The organism is Marinitoga sp. 1135, assembly GCF_013363245.1.
Lineage (GTDB): Bacteria > Thermotogota > Thermotogae > Petrotogales > Petrotogaceae > Marinitoga > Marinitoga piezophila.
In genome coordinates this window covers 127898-145882 of record NZ_LBEZ01000009.1, presented here as the reverse complement: position 1 = coordinate 145882, position 17985 = coordinate 127898, and the positions used below count along the sequence as shown (strand labels likewise).

The following is a 17985-nucleotide window of genomic DNA, read 5'->3' as shown; positions in this document are numbered from 1 at the left end:
AATCCTCAAAAATTCTCGTTCCCGCCGGTCGCTACAGACTCACATCCCTGTTCGTCTTCACTCAAAATCACATCCGTGTGATTTTGACCGGCTCCACTTCGAATTTTTTCGGGAATTTTCAAGTTTTCGCTCATATTATTATTTCTATTTTTCTTTTATCCTTTCTCCATTCGCAGTTTTTTTCGGGTGCTCTGCGAGTATTCATTCACTTTTATTTTTTCAATCGTTTGTAATTTTACCTTGGACACTCTGCGAGCCTTCACTCGCTTTTATTTTTTCTAACTATCCTGCAATTCCCGCTTCGGGAAATTCTTAGTTTTCATTTACATCATTTTTCTTTTTTCAACTATATTGATATCTGCTGAAGGAAATTCCTAATCTTTTTTATTGTGATATAATTTTATTAACACATAAAAAATAGGGGGGATAGTTTTGAAAAGGAGATTTTATTTGAATAAGATGGATATTGAAGCGGGGATTAAATTGTTTTTTAGTATGCTGGAAGAATATTTTAGGAATGATGAGAAAGAAGATATTGATGTAAGGGAAAGCTTTGGTAGGGTTACTGCTGAACCAATTTTTGCCAATGAGAATGTTCCGTCTTATAATAGCAGCGCTATGGATGGTGTGGCGGTTATCAGCAAACATACATATGGTGCAACAGAAAGCAGTCCAAAGATTCTGGAATTAGAGAAGGATTTTGAATATATAAATACTGGTTATCCTATTAATAAGCCATATGATGCGGTAATAATGATAGAGAATATAGAGATTATTGATGATACGAAGATTAAAATTAGAAATAGCGTTTTTCCGTATAAGGATGTTCGAAAGGTTGGAGAGGATATATGTAAAGGCGAAATGTTATTCCCAAGATATCATACCCTTACAGAAAATGATATATCCTTTTTATTGATGGCTGGCGTATTTAAGATTCCTGTTTTAAGAGAATTAAATGTGTTGTTAATTCCAACAGGAAATGAAATTGTTAAACCAGAAGAGAAAACAGAAGAATTTCAGATTCCAGAAACCAATTCTGCTATGATTAAGAATTTTATTGAGAAATACAATGCAAATGTTGATGTGCATAGTATATTGCCAGATGATCTGGAAGTTTTAAAAAAAACAATAGAAGAGAATATAGAAAAATATGATCTAATTCTTTTAAATGCTGGTTCTTCAGCTGGTTCAAAGGATTTTACCTTTCATGCGGTAAATGAGCTGGGTAAGGTTATTGTTCATGGATTGAATATAAAACCGGGAAAACCTGCTATTTTAGGTATTGTTAAGGATAAACCTGTTATTGGGTTGCCGGGATTTCCTGTTTCGTGCAATATAATACTTGAGGATATAGTGAAACCTTTGATATTGAATAAAACAAAGGAAGAAGTATATTATGACAATGAAATTATTGAAGGTGTATCTGGAAAGAGAATTCATTCTTCCATTACAGAAAAGGAATATTTAAGGGTTGGTGTTGGTAAGGTTGAAGATAGATATGTAGCTATTCCTTTAAAGAGAGGTGCCGCTAATATTTCAGCAGTATCGAAACAGGATGGTGTTGTGTATATAGAAAAGGGTATAGAGGTATTGGAAGATGGCGAAGAGATAAATATACATCTTAAGCGTTCTAAAGAAATAGTGGATAATAATATTCTTGTTATTGGAAGTCATGATTTGTTGATAGATTTGCTTGCTGATTATATAAAGAGATATGATAAGAATATAAATATTGTTTCTGCTAATGTTGGAAGTATTGGTGGAATAATGGCTATAGCAAAAGGGTATGCTCATATGGCTGGTATGCATCTTCTTGATCCTGAAAGTGGTGAGTATAATATCAGTTATATTGAAGAGTATATTGATGAATATACATTGATGAATCTTTCGTATAGGGAACAGGGCTTTATTGTTCAAAAAGGAAATCCTAAAGGTATAAAGACTTTTTCAGATCTTACAAAGGATGGAGTTAGATATATTAACAGGCAAAAAACTGCGGGAACAAGAATTTTATTGGATTATCATCTTGAGAAGGAAGGTATTTCTTCGGATGAGATTCATGGCTATTCTGATGAAGAGTATTCACATGTTAATCTTGCATTGAAAATAAAAAAGGATATGGCAGATGTGGGGCTTGGAATAAAAGCAGCTGCCAATATTTATGATCTTGATTTTGTGCCAGTGGCACATGAAAGATATGATCTTTTAATACATCCTTCTTTTATAGATGATCCGAGATTTAAGTTGATTCAGGAAATAATAGGTTCTGAGGAGTTTAAAAGAGATGCAGAGAAGCTGGGTGGATATCTCTTAAAAGATACAGGTAATTTTATAAGGGAATAAGAATTACCCCCCACCTGCTGGTGGAAAAATTGAAATAACGCCTTCTTCGATTTTTGTATCTAAACCATTTAGATGTAATATGTTTTTTCCGTTTATTAATATCATGGTTCCTTTTCTAATACCATTTTCATCAATAAGGTATTCTCGCACCTTTTCATCGTTGAAATGTTTTACAAGTATGTCTATTAATTCATTTACAGTTGTATTTTCATTTAAATCTAAAGATAATGAAGCTACCCTGAGATGTAATCTCAGGGTAGCGAAAAATTTTATTTCAACCTTCATAGAATTCCTAACTCCTTGAGTTTTTCTTCCGTAGGAATACCTTCTTTGCTCCAACCTCTTACTTCATAATATTTTGGAAGCAATTGATCAAGATGAACAACCTGACCTTTGTTTGGACCTTCTTTTACAGGTTCTTCAAGCAATCTCTTTGGAAGAGTATCCTGTGAAGGATCGATTCCTGCTTCTAAATTGAATTTTCTTTCAAGATTCCAGATTCTTTCACCAATTTTTAATATTTCTTCCGTTGATTTGTTCCATCCTAATGCAGCATTTATTAAATCAGCATAATCGTCAGCACCTAATGCGAATGATGTGAATAAACATAATCCTCCAGCGTCTATAACTGCTGTTAAATCCTGGAATGCTTTAACCCATTCTGCTTTTCCTTCAAGTGCTTGTGGATCTATTTTTTCAGGAGCACCGAGAATTTCAGGAGAAATCATATAACCTCTAACGTGACATCCGCCTCTATTACTTGTTGCGTATTCAAGTCCGTGTCCCTGAGCACCTCTTGGGTCATATGCGGGAATTTCCTGTTTTTTAACAACCATGGCAAATTCAGGATGTCCATAGCTTTCTGCAAATCTATAAGAACCTTCTGCTAATTTGTCACCAATTCCTTCTCTTAATCCAATTTGTTTTGTATAGAATACTACAGCTTCTGAACTTCCAAATTTCAATTCAGGACCATTTCCTAATTCTTCTTTCTTTACAATGCCCTTTTCATACATTTCCATTGCACATGCAATTGTTGAACCTGCTGAAATTGTGTCTAAACCATATTTATTACATAGATGGTTTGCTTCAACTATAGCTATTAAATCTGAAACGCCACAATCTGGCCCAAATGCCCAACCAGTTTCATATTCTGGACCTTCTGTTTCAATGCCGTTAGGAAGTGTTACTCTTCTTCCACAGGCTATAGGACAGCCAAAACATGGCATATTTTTAACGAGATATCCTTTTTCAACAAGCGCTTCGCCGGAAACTTCATCTGTAAATTCAAATACTGAATCCTGGAAGTTTCTTGTTGGATATAATCCGTTTTGATTAATAATATTATCGAGAACCTTGGTTCCCAGTTTAGGCAAACCTTCACCGGTAATTCCATTTTCTCTTAATTTTTTGATTTTTTCTTTTACAACTTCCATGAATTTTGCTGGATCTTTTACCTCAGGTCTCTTTGTTCCCCTTACAACGATACCTTTGAAGTTTTTACTCCCCATTACTGCACCAACACCGGTTCTACCTGCAGCTCTATGTTTATCGTTCATAATAGCTGCAAATTTTACCAATTTTTCTCCTGCTGGTCCAATACATGCAACTCTTGCTCTTGGATCTCCAATTTCTTCCATCATTATATCAGTGGTTTCAAATACGTCTTTTCCCCAGAGATGAGAAGCATCTTTAAGTTCTACATGATCATCTTTAATCATAAGGTATACAGGTTTTTCTGCTTTTCCTTCAATAATAATCATGTCATAACCTGCAAATTTCAATTCTGCACCAAAATAACCACCTGAGTTACTTGAAGCTATGGTGCCTGTCAACGGACCTTTAGTTACTACCATATATCTTCCACCTGTTGGTGCGGCAGTTCCTGTTAAAGGACCTGTTGCAAAGAATAATTTGTTTTCAGGTGAGAAGGGATCCACTTGAGGGCCTACTTCGTCGTAGAACATCTTTGTTGCAAGGCCTCTTCCACCAAGATAGAGCTCATAATCCTCTGGCAGTTTCTCAACCTTTACGCTTTTTTCGGTAAGATTTACTCTTAATACTTTTCCGTTAAATGACACTTTTACCCCCCCTTTAGAATTTTCCTTCCTTTCCAAACACGGGAGGCATAACCGTTTCCAGTTATACCCATTGGCCTTTTTCCATGACGCAGCTTGCGTTTTAGGAGAAAAGGCTCGGAAGGGGTATTTTGTCTATATATGTTCTATATATATTTTACCACATTATTTCTGAATTTTGTCAATTAATTTTTATTTTATTATTTATATACTATACTGAAATTATTTTCAATCTTTACTTTTTCTTAAAAATATTGTATAATTTTATAAATAATGGATTTTTATTATGATTATAATCTTCATATATATAATTAAAAATATTGTTGATTTTTTGTTGGGAGATGGTATAATATATGCGATAAAGATTTTAAATTTAATATAATTTTAAATATTCAGGGAGGAGAAAATATGAAAAAGAGCAGCTTATATGTTAAACTCGGAGTACCTATAGTTCTATTTATTTTGTTATCATTGTTTACTTACTTTTCAACGAGAACGATTACGAAAGCCCAGGCTTATGATGGACTTGTAATTAATCTTGCTGGAAGGCAGAGAATGCTTACACAAAGAATGACCAAAGAAGCATTGGCTTATCATATTTTAAAAGATGAAGCTTTGAATAAGAGTTTGGATAATACTATAAAGGTGTTTGATACAACGCTTAATGCTTTAAAAGACGGAGGAAAAGCCCCATTTGATCTTGCCTGGCAAAAAATGGTTGATGTTCCTGAAGCTCCTCCTACAGTAAAAAAGCAATTGGAAAAGGTAAAGTCAATGTGGGATGAATTTTATAAGCATATTGAAGATTTTAGAACCACACATAGTGAAGAATCAATGAAGTATATTGTAGAACACAATGTTCCACTCTTGGTTGAAATGAATACTGCAGTTACATTATTCCAGAAGGAATCTGAAAAAAAGGTTCTTTTAATGAGAAGAATTCAATTTGTTGTTTTTGCTATTAATTTGTTGGTAGGCCTTTTTGCATTTTATATGCTTAGAAAATCATTGTCACCATTAAAAGAACTTGAAAAGATTGCAGAAGGTGATTTAACAGTATCTGCTAAGATTCATTCAGATGATGAAATAGGGGTTATTGCCAAAAAGATGTATGCTCTTGTTGGTGAAAAATTAAGACCAACATTTGAATTTATAAAGAAATCAATGGAAGGAATTAAGATATCAGCGGATAATGTTTCTTCAAGTGCTCAGGAATCAAATGCAATTATTGAAGAATTCAAAGCTTCATTTGATATGATGGCAGAAGAAGCTGAGATAATGAGAAGAGAAACAGATAATACCAATGATGCAATTGCTGAAATTTCACGTTCTACAGATGAAGTTGCAAATGCAGCAATTGAACTGGCTGATGTTGCAGGTGTTCTTGAAACAGCTACAAATACAAGTAAAGAGGTAATGAAATCACTTGAAGAAGCTGTAAATGCTGCAACAGAAGAAACAATGAAAACAATAAATGAAATTAAAGAACTTGAAAATTACGCAAGTAATATAACAGAAGTTATTGAACAGGTTTCTAATATTGCAGAACAGACAAACTTATTGGCATTAAATGCGGCAATTGAAGCTGCAAGAGCAGGAGAAGCAGGAAAAGGTTTTGCTGTTGTTGCTGATGAAATTAGAAAGCTTGCAGAAGAAACAAGAAAAGCTACAGATGAAATTGCTGGTATATTGGGGTCAATTAAGGCTAATGTTGACAAATCTACAAAACAAATATATACGGTAAAAGAAACAGTTGAAAAGGTTACTGAAAATTCAAAGGTATTAACTGGAGAATTGGATAATATTTTAAGTCAAACTGCTATAGTTTCTGAACGTTCACAATCATTGGCAGCATCAGCAGAAGAACAGAATGCTTCTTCACAGACAATTGCAGAATCTTTCTCAAATGTAAATGATTCATTGAACAGATACTTTGAAAATGTTCAGAATATGAAGGAATCAAGCAATGAAATTCAGAATATGGCAGATAATCTTGCAGAAATCGCAGAGGATTTACAGATGAGTGTAGACCTTTTAAATAATGCACTTGCTGAATTTAAATTTTAAATAATTATAATTAAAAAGGCTGTTCATTTGAACAGCCTTTTTTGATTATTCATTATAATAACTTTGATTTTCTAATAATTGTTCTTCAGGAACGTCTTTATATACTTTAGCAGGACTTCCAAGAACAATTTTTTTAGAAGGAACATCTTTTGTAACTACTGAACCTGCTGCTACAAGGGCATCTTCACCAATTGTAATTCCTGGTAATATTGTTGAGTTTGCACCGATTCTTGCACCTTTTTTCAATGTAGCTCCTTTAAAGTATTTTTTTCTTTCTTCGGTTCTACCGAGGAAGTTGTCGTTTGTAAAGGTTACTTCTGGAGCCACAAAACAATAATCTTCTATAGTTGATAATGCTGTTATATAAGCGTTTGTCTCTATTTTTACTCGTTTTCCTATTTTTGTTTGGTTTTCGACTGCAACGCCCCTTCCTATAATGGTATATTCACCGATTTCAACATCTTCTCTAATACTTGCAAGATCACCTACAAAAACAAAATTGGATAATTTTGCCCCTCTGTATATCACACAATTTGCACCAATAGTTACATATTCTCCAAGTTCAAGTGGAGGTAGTTCTTTTTCTACGGTTACAGCTGACGCAGAGGCTTTAAAGGGCTTTTTTCCAAGAACTGTATTGTCTGCTATTACACATCCTTTTTTTATTATTGTGTCCTTTTTTATAACTACGTTATTACCTATTATAGCTCCTTCTTCTATGACGACATTTTCTTCAATTTCTATATTATGACCGAGTTTTACAGTATCGTGTATCTTTGCATATTCTGATATCATTTTTTCACCTCGCGATTTTATTTTTTATTCACTGAGTGAATTATAGCATGGTATTTGTTGCAGTGTCAAGTGGATATAGAGAAATATATTTTTCTAATTTCAAAAAAAATTAATATATTAATATCCTTTTTAATGTATAATATTTAATTGACTTATATTTATCGGAGGGATTGAAATGAGGATATGCCTTGTAGGATACGGTGTTAGCAATAAAGCGTTGCTTGAAAATATATTATTAAAAGAGAACTATGAAGTTTTTGTTAGTAATAATAAGCCTTTGAAAAAAGAAGATAAGTATTTATTAGATTTACATAATATACAGTATGAAGAAGAGCATGGGAAGTTACTAAGAAATTGCGATCTTGCTATTTTAAGCCCTGGTGTAAAACCCGATAGCGAAGTTGTGAAGGTTTTAAAAACCTCAAATATTAAAATATCTACTGAAATAGAGTTTGCATGGAATTACATAAAGAAACATAATCCTGAGGCTGTTTTTGTGGGAATTACAGGAACAAATGGAAAGTCAACAACAACTCAGTTAACCGGTCATATTCTTAGCAGTACATATAATACATTTGTTTGTGGGAATATAGGGACACCATTAAGTTCAGCACCGCTGGATAAAGAAATTTATGTTGTAGAGGTTTCAAGCTTTCAGCTTTTCTGGGGTTCAACCTTTACTCCAGAGATATCTGTTTTGCTAAATCTTATGCCTGATCATTTAAACTGGCATTCTTCTTTGGAAGAGTACTATAATACAAAAATCAATATGGTAAAGCGAACGGTTATGGGTAATGGAATGGCATTTGTAAATGCCAATTTAAGAGGTTATTTTGATAATTTACAAAGAATTGTTCTATTTGGGGAAAATGGTAATATTGTATGGAAAAATAACATGATAGAAGCAGGGAATATTGTAATTAATATAAACAATTTAAGTTTGCAATTTGAGCTATATCAGGAAGATGTTATGGCTGCTGTTGGAGTTGCGTTGAACCTGGATATTTCAAAGAATGTTATAGAAGAGTTTATTTCAACTTTTAAGACACTTGAACATAGACTGGAATTTATAGAAGAGTATAACGGAATTAGATTTTTTAATGATTCAAAAGCGACAAATGCACATGCAGCATATTCTGCATATAAGTCATTTAGAAATAAAGGTTATATTGCTATGCTTTCTGGTATTCCAAAAAATGAGGATATGACTATGTTATTAGAAGAATTACAACAGTATGCAAAGAAAACAATAGTTTTTGGAAAGATGGTTGATGAGATTAAAAAGTATGAATTTTTTAATAATTATATTATTACAGATACTTTTGAAAAGGCTTTTGAACTTGCTCTGGAATGGTCAGAAAGAGGTGATAGCATAATTTTATCCCCTGCAGGGGCAAGTTTTGACCTTTTTGAGAATTATAAGGAACGTGGGAGAGTTTTCAAAGAGGCTGTAAAGAGTTTAAAATGGAGATGATAATGTGAAAATAAATGTATTAAAAAGCAGGGCTTTGTTGTTTATATTATATATTGGAATGGCATTAATATTGGGAACGTTTTTTGTATATAGTTCTTTAAATGCAATGGAATACACTTTTTCATCTGCACAGATAGATAGAATGTTTCAAAAACATGTTATGACAATAGGTATTTCTGCTGTGTTAGGAATATTTGCATTTCTGTTTTCCAGTTTTGTTACCAGAGGAAAACATCTAATGAATGCGTTGTTTTTGTTTTTTGTTGCATTACTGGTTCTTGCATTAACTCAAACTCCAATTAATGGAACTCGAAGATGGATAACTATTGCAGGTTTTCAGCTTCAACCGTCAGAATTTATGAAATTATATTTGCCTTTATATCTTTCATGGTATTTTTATAAGATAAAAGAGAAGAAGAATACATTTTTATATGGAATTGTTATTCCAATGGCTATAACCATATTAACTGTGGGTTTAATTTTTCTTGAACCTGATTTAAGTACGTCATTATTGATATTCTTTCTTGCTTTATTAACTATTTATATAAATGGAGTTAGAAATATACATTTTTATTTAACTATATTTTTGCTTTTGGTTATAGGGGTTTTGATTTTTTTAAATACTGATATTTTACATGGATATCAGCAGGAGCGTATAGAAAAGTTTAAGAATAAAGAGGAAAATTATCAGTTACAACAATCTCTTGATGCAATTAGCAATGGTGGTTTTTTTGGCTCAGGAACATTTATTGGAGAGGAAAAATATACCGTGCCATATTCTTATAGTGATTTTATTATTGCTGTTATTGGCGAAGAGTGGGGAAAATTTGGAATTATTATGATAATAACCCTTTATTTCTTAATTTCAAGGGAATTGATTTTAATGTCATATCATATAAAGAATCAGGCTGCAAAGAGTTTTATGGTTGTTTTTGCATTCTGGATATTTATTCAGAGTTTTGTAAATGTTGGTGTTTCAGTTGGTTTGTTGCCAACTACTGGAATAACCTTGCCGCTTATGAGCTATGGTAATTCTTCATTGTTGATTACTATTGTTTCCATTGGATATATTATGGGAATGGTTTTTTATGAAATTATTAGAAATAATCCTGAAAAACAGAATGAAACACAAACTAATCTTGAAAAGGTGGAAAAAATAGATGAAGTATAGAGTTGTCTTCTCTGGTGGCGGTACTGGTGGTCATTATTATCCGGCATTATCTTTAATAAATGAATTCAAAAAGATTGTTGATTTAGATTTAACATATTTTACTATATATAATAGACTTGATTATTATAAAGTTCCAGAAGATTTGCCAGAGGCTAATATGATACCTTTAAAGGTTTATGGGTTAAAAAGGCCTTTATATTCCTTAAAAAATATTTATGTATTAAGCAATACTTTTATTAATTATCTTAAAGTTAAAAGATATTTGAAGAGAATAAGACCACATTTTGTTGTTTTAACTGGAGGGTATGTTACAGTTCCAGTTGGGATGGCAGCTAAAGATTTGAATATTCCCATTTTTTTACTTGAACAGAATAGTATAATGGGGATTGCTAATAAAGTTTTAAGTAAGTATGCGTCAAAGATATTTTTATCTTATGAAAAGACTATAGGGAATAAATACCCTGAGAAAAGTATATATAGCGGAAATCCTATTCGAATTCCAGAAAATGTTGATAGAAAAAGACTTTTGGAAAACCTGGGTTTTAATCCGGAAGAAAAGTTTGGAGTTGTTTTTGGTGGAAGTTTAGGTTCTGAGTTTATTGACAATATGATGATTAAGGTTTATAATGAAATAAAGGATATAAATTTCCTACATGTTTCAAAAAATATTAAAGAAAAATTTTCAAATGTGAGAATTTTTGAATATGTAGATAAATTGCATGAATACTTAGCTATAAGTGATTTTGTCATATGTAGAGGAGGAGCAACTTCATTATCAGAGATTGATTTTTTTGAATTATCTGCTATAATTATACCCTGGGGGCAGTCTGCAGAGAATCAGCAATATTTAAATGCGAAAAACCTTGAAAATCTCAAAAATGATATCCATGTTTTTAAAGAGGATGAGGTTGAACTTGATAAAATAAAAAATATAATACGTTTATTTAAAAAAAGAAATGATTATACAATAAATAAGGAAAACCCCGGTTCAATTATAGCTAAAAAAATTTTGAATGAAATTCAATAGGAGGAACCTGAAATGAAATACTTCTTTTCTGGAATTGGCGGTATAGGGATGAGTTCATTAGCTCTTTATACAAAATATAAGGGTTATGATGTAGCTGGTTCCAATAATGCAAATAGCGAAAGGACACAATATTTAAAGAATAAAGATATAGATATTTCTATAGGACATTCTGAAGAAAATGTAAAAGATGCAGATTTAGTAATAAAAAGCACCGCTATAAAATCTGATAACCCTGAAATTTTATATGCGCAAAAAAATAATATAACTATTCTAAATAGAATGGAATATTTGAATTATATATTAAAAACCAATTATAGTATTGGTATTACTGGAACTGATGGAAAGACAACAACTACTGCGATGATTTCCCATATTTTAAAGGAATCTGGATGTAATCCTACGGTATTTCTTGGTGGAATACATGATAATCTTGAAGATGGAAATTTTAGAATGGGAACAGGTCCTATTATCAGTGAAGTTGACGAAAGCGATGGTTTTATAAGAAATACCATTACAGATGTTTCTATAATTACCAATCTCAGACCTGATCATCTTGAACATTATAATAATTCATTTGAAAATCTTATTGATTCTATATATACCCATGCTTCACATGCAAAGGACTTTGTATTATTAAATGGCGATGATTCCATTTTGAATGTTTTTAATGATAATTTAGTGGTATCTTTTGGTTCGGACGATAAATCTGATTATTATTTCTTTAATAGACAGCCACATGGGTATTATCAAACATTTGAGGTTAATTATAAAAATAAATATGTTGGAATGATAAAAATAAATCTTCCAGGAATACATTATGCATATGATGCAATAGCTGCAGTTGCATATGCCTTAGAACATGGAATTTCATTTGAAAAGATTCAAAAGGCGCTTGAAACATTTAATTCAGTAAATAGAAGGTTTAATGTATTATTTAAAAATAGCCATATATTTGTAGTTGATGATTATGCACATACACCAGAAGAGGTTGAATATACTATAAAAGCGGCAAAGGAGTATTTTCCAGATTTTCCAATAATAGCGATTTTTCAACCACATAGATATACAAGGTTATTTAGAAATTATAAAAAGTTTAGTCAGGTTCTTGAAAATGCGGATAAAGTTTTTGTATATAGGATTTATTCAGCTTTTGAAGATCCTATTGATGGTGTAGATGAAAGGAAAATGGCGAAGTTAATAACTGACTCTGAATTTGTAGATTCTGAAAATGAAATGATTGATAGGATACTTGATATTGAAAACGGTGTATTTTTATTCCTGGGTGCAGGGGATATTACCAACGTTGCAAAAAAGATAAGCAAAATATTTGAAAAGAAATATGAAAACGCAGTGTCATAAATAAAAAGAGGATTCCAATTCAGGAATCCTCTTTTTATGTTATATAGCATTTTCTTCAAAGAAAAACTGTGTAATTCTTTTTATTGTTTCAAGAATTTCTGTTTCTTCCTTTTCAAAAGGTGTGTCTCTTGAAATTACATAAATATATTTTAATTCTCCATGTTTTAAATATGGTAAAAGGCATTTTATGTTGAATACATCATAATATAGTTTTTGTTCTTCGGTGAAATTAAAGGTATAGTATCCGTCACCTTTTTCGAGATTCATACCTTCAAAGAGTTCTAATTCATCAGGAACAGTTAATTTTCCAACTTTTTTTATTAATTGTTTTTCTGGACTATATACAGCAACTGTAGAGAAGAACATTTCAGAAAGACTTCCAAGTATAGCTTCAACAAAATCCTCTTCCTTTATTTGTTTTGAAAGGTATTTAATTAGATTTTCAAGCCCTGCCAGCTGATAGGATAATCTATCAATAATTGTTTCAAGTCTATACTTTTCGTATAGTTCAGCTTCTTTTTCAAATAGCATCATAAGAATTCTTAATATAGCCTTATCTTCAAATTGTCCGTCAAATAGTACATATGTGTTAAATGGGAATTTATGCATGTTTACATCTTCTAATTTTATCAATAGTTCTTCTAATGAATCATATGCTAGCTTTTCTGGTGCAAAACCTTTTGCGTCAAGAATTATCCATTTGTCTCTTTCTGCTCTTACAATAACAACCTTTTCGCTTTTTGATTCATCCTTTAATAAATCGCCAAGAAGATTATAGAATGATGGTGTTCCTAAATAAATTGCTAATTGATAAATTAAATTTTTGTTGTATTCCATATAATTTCCCCCTTAATTCCTATATATTAATACCTTCAAAGTTGTCATAAAGTATCTTTATGTAACCGCCGATTTTATCAACTTCTTCAAGTATCTCTTTGGTATTAAATAAGAAGTTTTGTATAGATGCGCTGATTTCCTGTGCTGTGGCTGCACTTTCTTCTGAAATAGCCAATAAACTTTCTATATTTTGAGTGGTATTTTCCAGTTTTTCTTCTTCCTGTTTTAAACGTGTAATGAGAACGGAAATTTCTTCGGCAATTTGAGATATCTCTTCACTTGCTGCTTTATTTTCATCAGAATTTTTCTTTAACTGTTCTGATTGTGATTTCATTTCTTCAAACTCACTTGTGAGTTTTGTCGTTAAATCGTTAATACCATTTGAAACTGAACCGAGGAATTCGGATATGTTATTTGCGGATTTTTTAGATTCTTCTGCAAGTTTTCTAATTTCATCTGCAACAACTGCAAAGCCTTTTCCAGCTTCTCCTGCCCTTGCAGCCTCTATAGCAGCGTTTAACGCCAGTAAGTTTGTTTGTTCTGCAATATTCATAACTGTTGCTGCAATTTCTTTGATTTGTTCTGCTTCATTTTGAAGTGTATCGCCTAAATCAACAAGCTCTTTAAATCTTTTGCTCATTTCAAAAATACCTATGGAAGATTCTTCAACGTTTTTAGCTGAGTCCATAATAGAATTTACTGCTTCATTTAATGAACCAACCATATCGCTTTCTTTTACAACTATTTCTGATAATGTGTCAACGTTTGAATTAATAGCTTCTGAAACATATTCCGTATCAGAACTAATTTGGACGGATGTATCTGCTACCTGTTGTGCAAGGTCACGCATGGTATCTATTAAATCTTTTAGATTTTGTGCTGAGTTAGTAACGTTATCTACAGAGCCTTCGATTTCCTGCACATCACCGGTAACACCAAGTAAAATTTTTCTGAGTTCATCGGTTAATTCATAAAATTCATCGGTAATTTCTGATATTTCTTTTGCACCTTTTACAACAACAGGATAATCGAAATTCCTTTTTTTGTAATTTTCAAATATGTCTTTTATAATCTTTCTTCCTTTTTTATAATCAAAGACCCCTATATAGGAAAGTGCTCCTAAAATAACTGCTGTTACAATACCGGCTATAATATCGTTGCTTATAAACTTAAAAGAAAGATAAGAAACAATAAATGCAAATAATGGTATTAGTATTACAAATAAATTTTCAAATGTTTTTATTAATCCTAAAGAGATAGTGTTGAAAATAGACATTTTTTCAATTCGAACATAAGGTTTTTCACCTGTGATTTTCACCTTTAAAACATTCATACCATCTTCCTGTTTTTCTTCGATTTTTTCAACTTCAACTCGTTCGTTGAAATATTCTGAGACGCCATCGATTAAACCAAGAAAATATGGTTGAAAGTTTCTTCTGGATTTATATGTAAGATATGCACTATTTTCTTTTATTGGTTCAAATATAATTCTTGGTGGGACAAGACCTTTAAGCCTTCGTGTAAGTAATAAATGAACTGTGTCCATGGCTGCTAAAAAAGATAAAGCATTTGGTTTTTTAAAGAATAAAGGATACCATTTTGAGAATGTTTGTATATTGGCCTTTCCGGTTCTTTTCATCATTTCAAATCGACTAATGCCGGCAGAGTCTGCAATTTCCCTGATGATTTTTTCCAGTAAGTTTTCATCAAAATCTTCAAGCGGGGATCCTTTTTCATTGATATTAACATTATTTCTTTCGAGAATTTTTTTTACAGTATCTTCTCCAAAAAGCTTTTCCCATGTTTCAATCCATGTGAAAACCAACAATCTTTTCATGACTTTTCCTCCATTCATATTTATCTTTTTAAATTCACTTTCTCTTAATAATTATATCACATTTTTTGCTTTTTATGATATAATTTATATGCTAAAATTTTATTATAGTTCGGGGCGTAGCGCAGATGGTAGCGTGTCAAATTCGGGATTTGAAGGTCGCCGGTTCGACTCCGGTCGCCCCGACCAGATTAAATATAAAAGGTGAAGCCTTAAGGCCTCACCTTTTATATTTTGTTATATTTCTTAAGAATTCCCATCTTTTTTTCTTGTCTTCTTCTCCTTCAACTCCCAGAGGAGGCTGACCGTCTACAACACCTATTACTCCTCTTCCTGAATTTGTTTCAGCAACTAATACCTGTAAAGGGTTAGCTGTTGCTGCAAAGATATTTACTATTTCCTGAACCTGTTTTAATCCAGGAAGTATGTTTATAGGATATCCATCTCTTAATACTATAATGAAAAAGTGTCCAGCGCCAACCTTTTTAGCGTTTTCAATGGCAACATTGATTAATTCTTCATCATTACCGTCAAATCTAATTAATCTTGGACCGCTTGCTTCATTAAAAGCAATACCAAATTTCATTCCCGGGTTTGTTGTTACTATTTTTTCATAAATATCTTCAACGGTTTTTATAAAATGAGATTGCCCAACAATAACATTACAATCTTCTGGAAATTTAATATCAACTGCTTCAATATTAATGCTCAAACCTCTTCACCTCCGCTGTTATTTATTTCATCCCATAATTTTTCTATTTCTTTTTCATTTTCGATAAATACTTTTAATACTTCTTTATGAAAGTCAGTTGGATTGGTTCTATTATCACCTTGGGTAATTATCTTCATAACTTCTTTATGTGAAAATGCACGTTTATATGGCCTTTTGGCACGAAGGGCATCATATACATCTACAACCTTTACTATTGCGGCTTCTATAGGAATTTCCTCACATTTTAATCCATATGGATATCCGCTTCCGTCGCAATTTTCATGATGATAAAGAGCTATATTAAGTGCAAATTTAAATTGTTTATCATCATCTAAAAGTTTTTTGGCATAAATGGTGTGTTTTTTCATTTCTTCAAATTCTTCGTCAGTTAATTTTCCTTCTTTATTTAATATTTCATGTGGAACGTATATTTTACCAATATCGTGTAAAGGAGCATACTTTTCAAATAATTCAACGGTTTTATCGTCAAAGCCCATTTTTTTAGCAATAAATGCGGAAATTTTACCAACTCTAAATATATGTTTTCCGGTAACGTCGTCATGCCCTTCTGCGATAGAAGCAAGTTTTTGAGCAAATTTAAAGTAAATTTTTTCGATTTTTTCAATTTCAAATTTTTGCTCTATAAATATTTTTGATAATACAATAAATGCTGTAAATATTTCTCTGCTTTCTGCTGAAAATCTGATCTTTTCTTCTTCAGGGATTTCTACGGAAATCATTAATTTACAACATTCAAGATTGCCTATATATGTCATAGCTTCTTTAAATGGTTTGGTAGCTTCTTTTAATTTTTTAAATTCTTCTTCGTTTAATATTTTTTTGTTATATTCAAACATTTCATTATATCTTATAATATTTACTTTTTCCTCAAAATGCAAATCAATAGAATTTTCGAGATTTAATTCATTTAATTTTTCAATATCATGCCCAACTGCAGCAATATATTTCCATTTATTTCCCTGTAAAATAGAGATGCTTCCATATTTTGCTTCTTTTATTTGAGATATTAATATTTCCAGAGTTGATTCAAAGAACTCTTCAATTGTTAAATCTTTCTTATCCAGTGAAATAATTATATCGATAAATTTAAAGAAGAATCTATTTACATCCTGTGTAACCTTATAAATTCGTTTAAGTTGGTCATTTAATAGATTCATATTTGTAGTTGTTGCTATAATTGTGCTGGAAAGTGTTCTAAAAGAAACGATTATATCATTAATTTCCTGTATATCTGTTTTTGGTAGTCTAAAACCACCAAATTTTTTCTTATTAATATCTTTAACAAATCCCTGCATTGTATTTGAAAGCGATTCTAAAGGTATAACAATATTTTTCTTTAAATGCTTCTGGATAAAATAAGAACCAATTAGTACAAAAGAAAGGAAAACTATAAAATACGCAACAGATTTTATTAAAGCATTTTTAATGATTGCAACGTTATCAAATACATATATTACAAAAAGTCTGTTTTTAATATTTGTATAGTACATTTTTTTTCCATTTGAATTTATTATTTTTGTATCATCTGGAAGTGTTTTAAAATCTATATCGAATTTAAGTTTTTTATCAACGTTATTAAATATTACATCTCCAGTTGTATTTATAATATAAAGATTTTCATCTTTGTATAGATCAAATTTTTGAAGAATTTTCTTCATTTTTTCAGAAGTCATATCAAGAGATATAATGCCTAAAAAATTGTTATTATCATCATAAATAGCTTTTGAGAGAGTTACAACCATTTTTGTTTTTTCAGGATCTTCAAAGGAGGTTGTGAGAGAAAAACCTTCTTTTAAAGCTGTCTGATACCATTTTGTTTTTTTAAAATCAAAATTTTCTGGTATTTCAATCTGTGGAGCCACTGTGAGATTACCTTTGTTATCTACAAAATATATTAATCGTAAATCTGGTGAATTAATTATATACGTTCCATTTAAAATGGTTTTTATATCAGAAGCTCCTTCTTTTATATTTTCGGCAAGATTGTCAATGATGGTCATCTTGCTTTCTAAAACAAGTTCTATTACACTTTTTAAATTGTTTATCTTTGTTTCTATCACTGTTGTTTTGAAGGATATATCTTTGTTATATGTATTAATTGATAAATACAAAGCTATTAATAAAAAAGGTATTAAATAGTATATGGTTACAAGTTTTATAAAGGATCTTTCAAGTGTTTTCATTATATCCACCTCGTAATTTTTCTTTATTTAATTATAACACAAAAAAAGGCTTCCTGTTACAGGAAGCCCAATGTTTCATTCTAT

General features: G+C 31.2%; 13 protein-coding genes, 1 tRNA gene and 1 riboswitch. Of the genes, 7 read left to right on the top strand and 7 right to left on the bottom strand.

All coding sequences use genetic code 11. The annotated features are described in order from the left end of the window. Positions 1-432: 432 nt before the first annotated feature. Positions 433-2343: a molybdopterin biosynthesis protein gene (locus XO10_RS05770; RefSeq protein WP_175421226.1), complete on the top strand. Its 1911-nt coding sequence runs from the start codon at positions 433-435 to the stop codon at positions 2341-2343. Positions 2344-2346: 3 nt separating this feature from the next. Here XO10_RS05770 and XO10_RS05765 read toward each other — a convergent pair whose 3' ends face one another. After that, on the bottom strand, positions 2347-2628 hold the full coding sequence (locus tag XO10_RS05765) for a MoaD family protein (protein ID WP_014296624.1): 282 nt from the start codon (positions 2626-2628) through the stop codon (positions 2347-2349). Beyond that, the gene (locus XO10_RS05760) at positions 2625-4424 is read right to left on the bottom strand and encodes an aldehyde ferredoxin oxidoreductase family protein (protein ID WP_014296623.1); all 1800 of its coding nucleotides are present in this window, start codon (positions 4422-4424) and stop codon (positions 2625-2627) included. The genes XO10_RS05765 and XO10_RS05760 overlap by 4 nt, the downstream gene beginning before the upstream one ends. 9 nt (positions 4425-4433) lie before the next feature. After that, positions 4434-4556, bottom strand: a riboswitch (molybdenum cofactor riboswitch). 273 nt (positions 4557-4829) lie between these two features. On the opposite strand from XO10_RS05760, the gene XO10_RS05755 reads away from it, so the two are divergent. Then, positions 4830-6488 carry a methyl-accepting chemotaxis protein gene (locus tag XO10_RS05755; RefSeq protein ID WP_014296622.1) on the top strand — a complete coding sequence of 553 codons (1659 nt, stop codon included), beginning with the start codon at positions 4830-4832 and terminating at the stop codon, positions 6486-6488. Between the two features lie 45 nt (positions 6489-6533). Here the strand turns inward: XO10_RS05755 and XO10_RS05750 are convergent, their stop codons facing one another. Beyond that, a complete protein-coding gene (locus XO10_RS05750; RefSeq protein WP_075780515.1) occupies positions 6534-7283 on the bottom strand; it encodes a DapH/DapD/GlmU-related protein in 750 nt (249 codons plus the stop codon). A gap of 175 nt (positions 7284-7458) precedes the next feature. Here XO10_RS05750 and murD point away from each other — a divergent pair, with 175 nt between their 5' ends. From murD to murC, 4 genes are read left to right on the top strand one after another with little or no spacing between them, the layout of a single operon-like run. Then, positions 7459-8757, top strand: a complete 1299-nt coding sequence (murD, locus tag XO10_RS05745) for a UDP-N-acetylmuramoyl-L-alanine--D-glutamate ligase (protein WP_175421225.1) — start codon at positions 7459-7461, stop codon at positions 8755-8757. 4 nt (positions 8758-8761) lie between these two features. Beyond that, complete coding sequence (locus XO10_RS05740; RefSeq protein ID WP_014296619.1) at positions 8762-9928, top strand: FtsW/RodA/SpoVE family cell cycle protein; 1167 nt, start codon at positions 8762-8764, stop codon at positions 9926-9928. Continuing rightward, complete coding sequence (locus XO10_RS05735; RefSeq protein ID WP_014296618.1) at positions 9918-10955, top strand: glycosyltransferase; 1038 nt, start codon at positions 9918-9920, stop codon at positions 10953-10955. The genes XO10_RS05740 and XO10_RS05735 overlap by 11 nt, the downstream gene beginning before the upstream one ends. A 12-nt stretch (positions 10956-10967) precedes the next feature. Next, the gene (gene murC / locus XO10_RS05730; RefSeq protein ID WP_014296617.1) at positions 10968-12314 is read left to right on the top strand and encodes a UDP-N-acetylmuramate--L-alanine ligase; all 1347 of its coding nucleotides are present in this window, start codon (positions 10968-10970) and stop codon (positions 12312-12314) included. 39 nt (positions 12315-12353) lie between these two features. Here murC and XO10_RS05725 read toward each other — a convergent pair whose 3' ends face one another. After that, complete coding sequence (locus XO10_RS05725; protein WP_014296616.1) at positions 12354-13151, bottom strand: hypothetical protein; 798 nt, start codon at positions 13149-13151, stop codon at positions 12354-12356. A 19-nt stretch (positions 13152-13170) separates the two neighbouring features. Beyond that, entirely contained in the window at positions 13171-14988 is a 1818-nt protein-coding gene (locus XO10_RS05720) for a heme NO-binding domain-containing protein (protein WP_014296615.1), read from the bottom strand. A 110-nt stretch (positions 14989-15098) separates the two neighbouring features. Here XO10_RS05720 and XO10_RS05715 point away from each other — a divergent pair. After that, positions 15099-15174: transfer RNA gene (locus XO10_RS05715), tRNA-Pro, on the top strand. A gap of 31 nt (positions 15175-15205) precedes the next feature. Here XO10_RS05715 and XO10_RS05710 read toward each other — a convergent pair. Next, a complete protein-coding gene (locus tag XO10_RS05710; RefSeq protein ID WP_014296614.1) occupies positions 15206-15697 on the bottom strand; it encodes an adenosine-specific kinase in 492 nt (163 codons plus the stop codon). Beyond that, positions 15694-17901: an HD domain-containing phosphohydrolase gene (locus XO10_RS05705; protein WP_175418303.1), complete on the bottom strand. Its 2208-nt coding sequence runs from the start codon at positions 17899-17901 to the stop codon at positions 15694-15696. The genes XO10_RS05710 and XO10_RS05705 overlap by 4 nt, the downstream gene beginning before the upstream one ends. Positions 17902-17985: the final 84 nt, after the last annotated feature.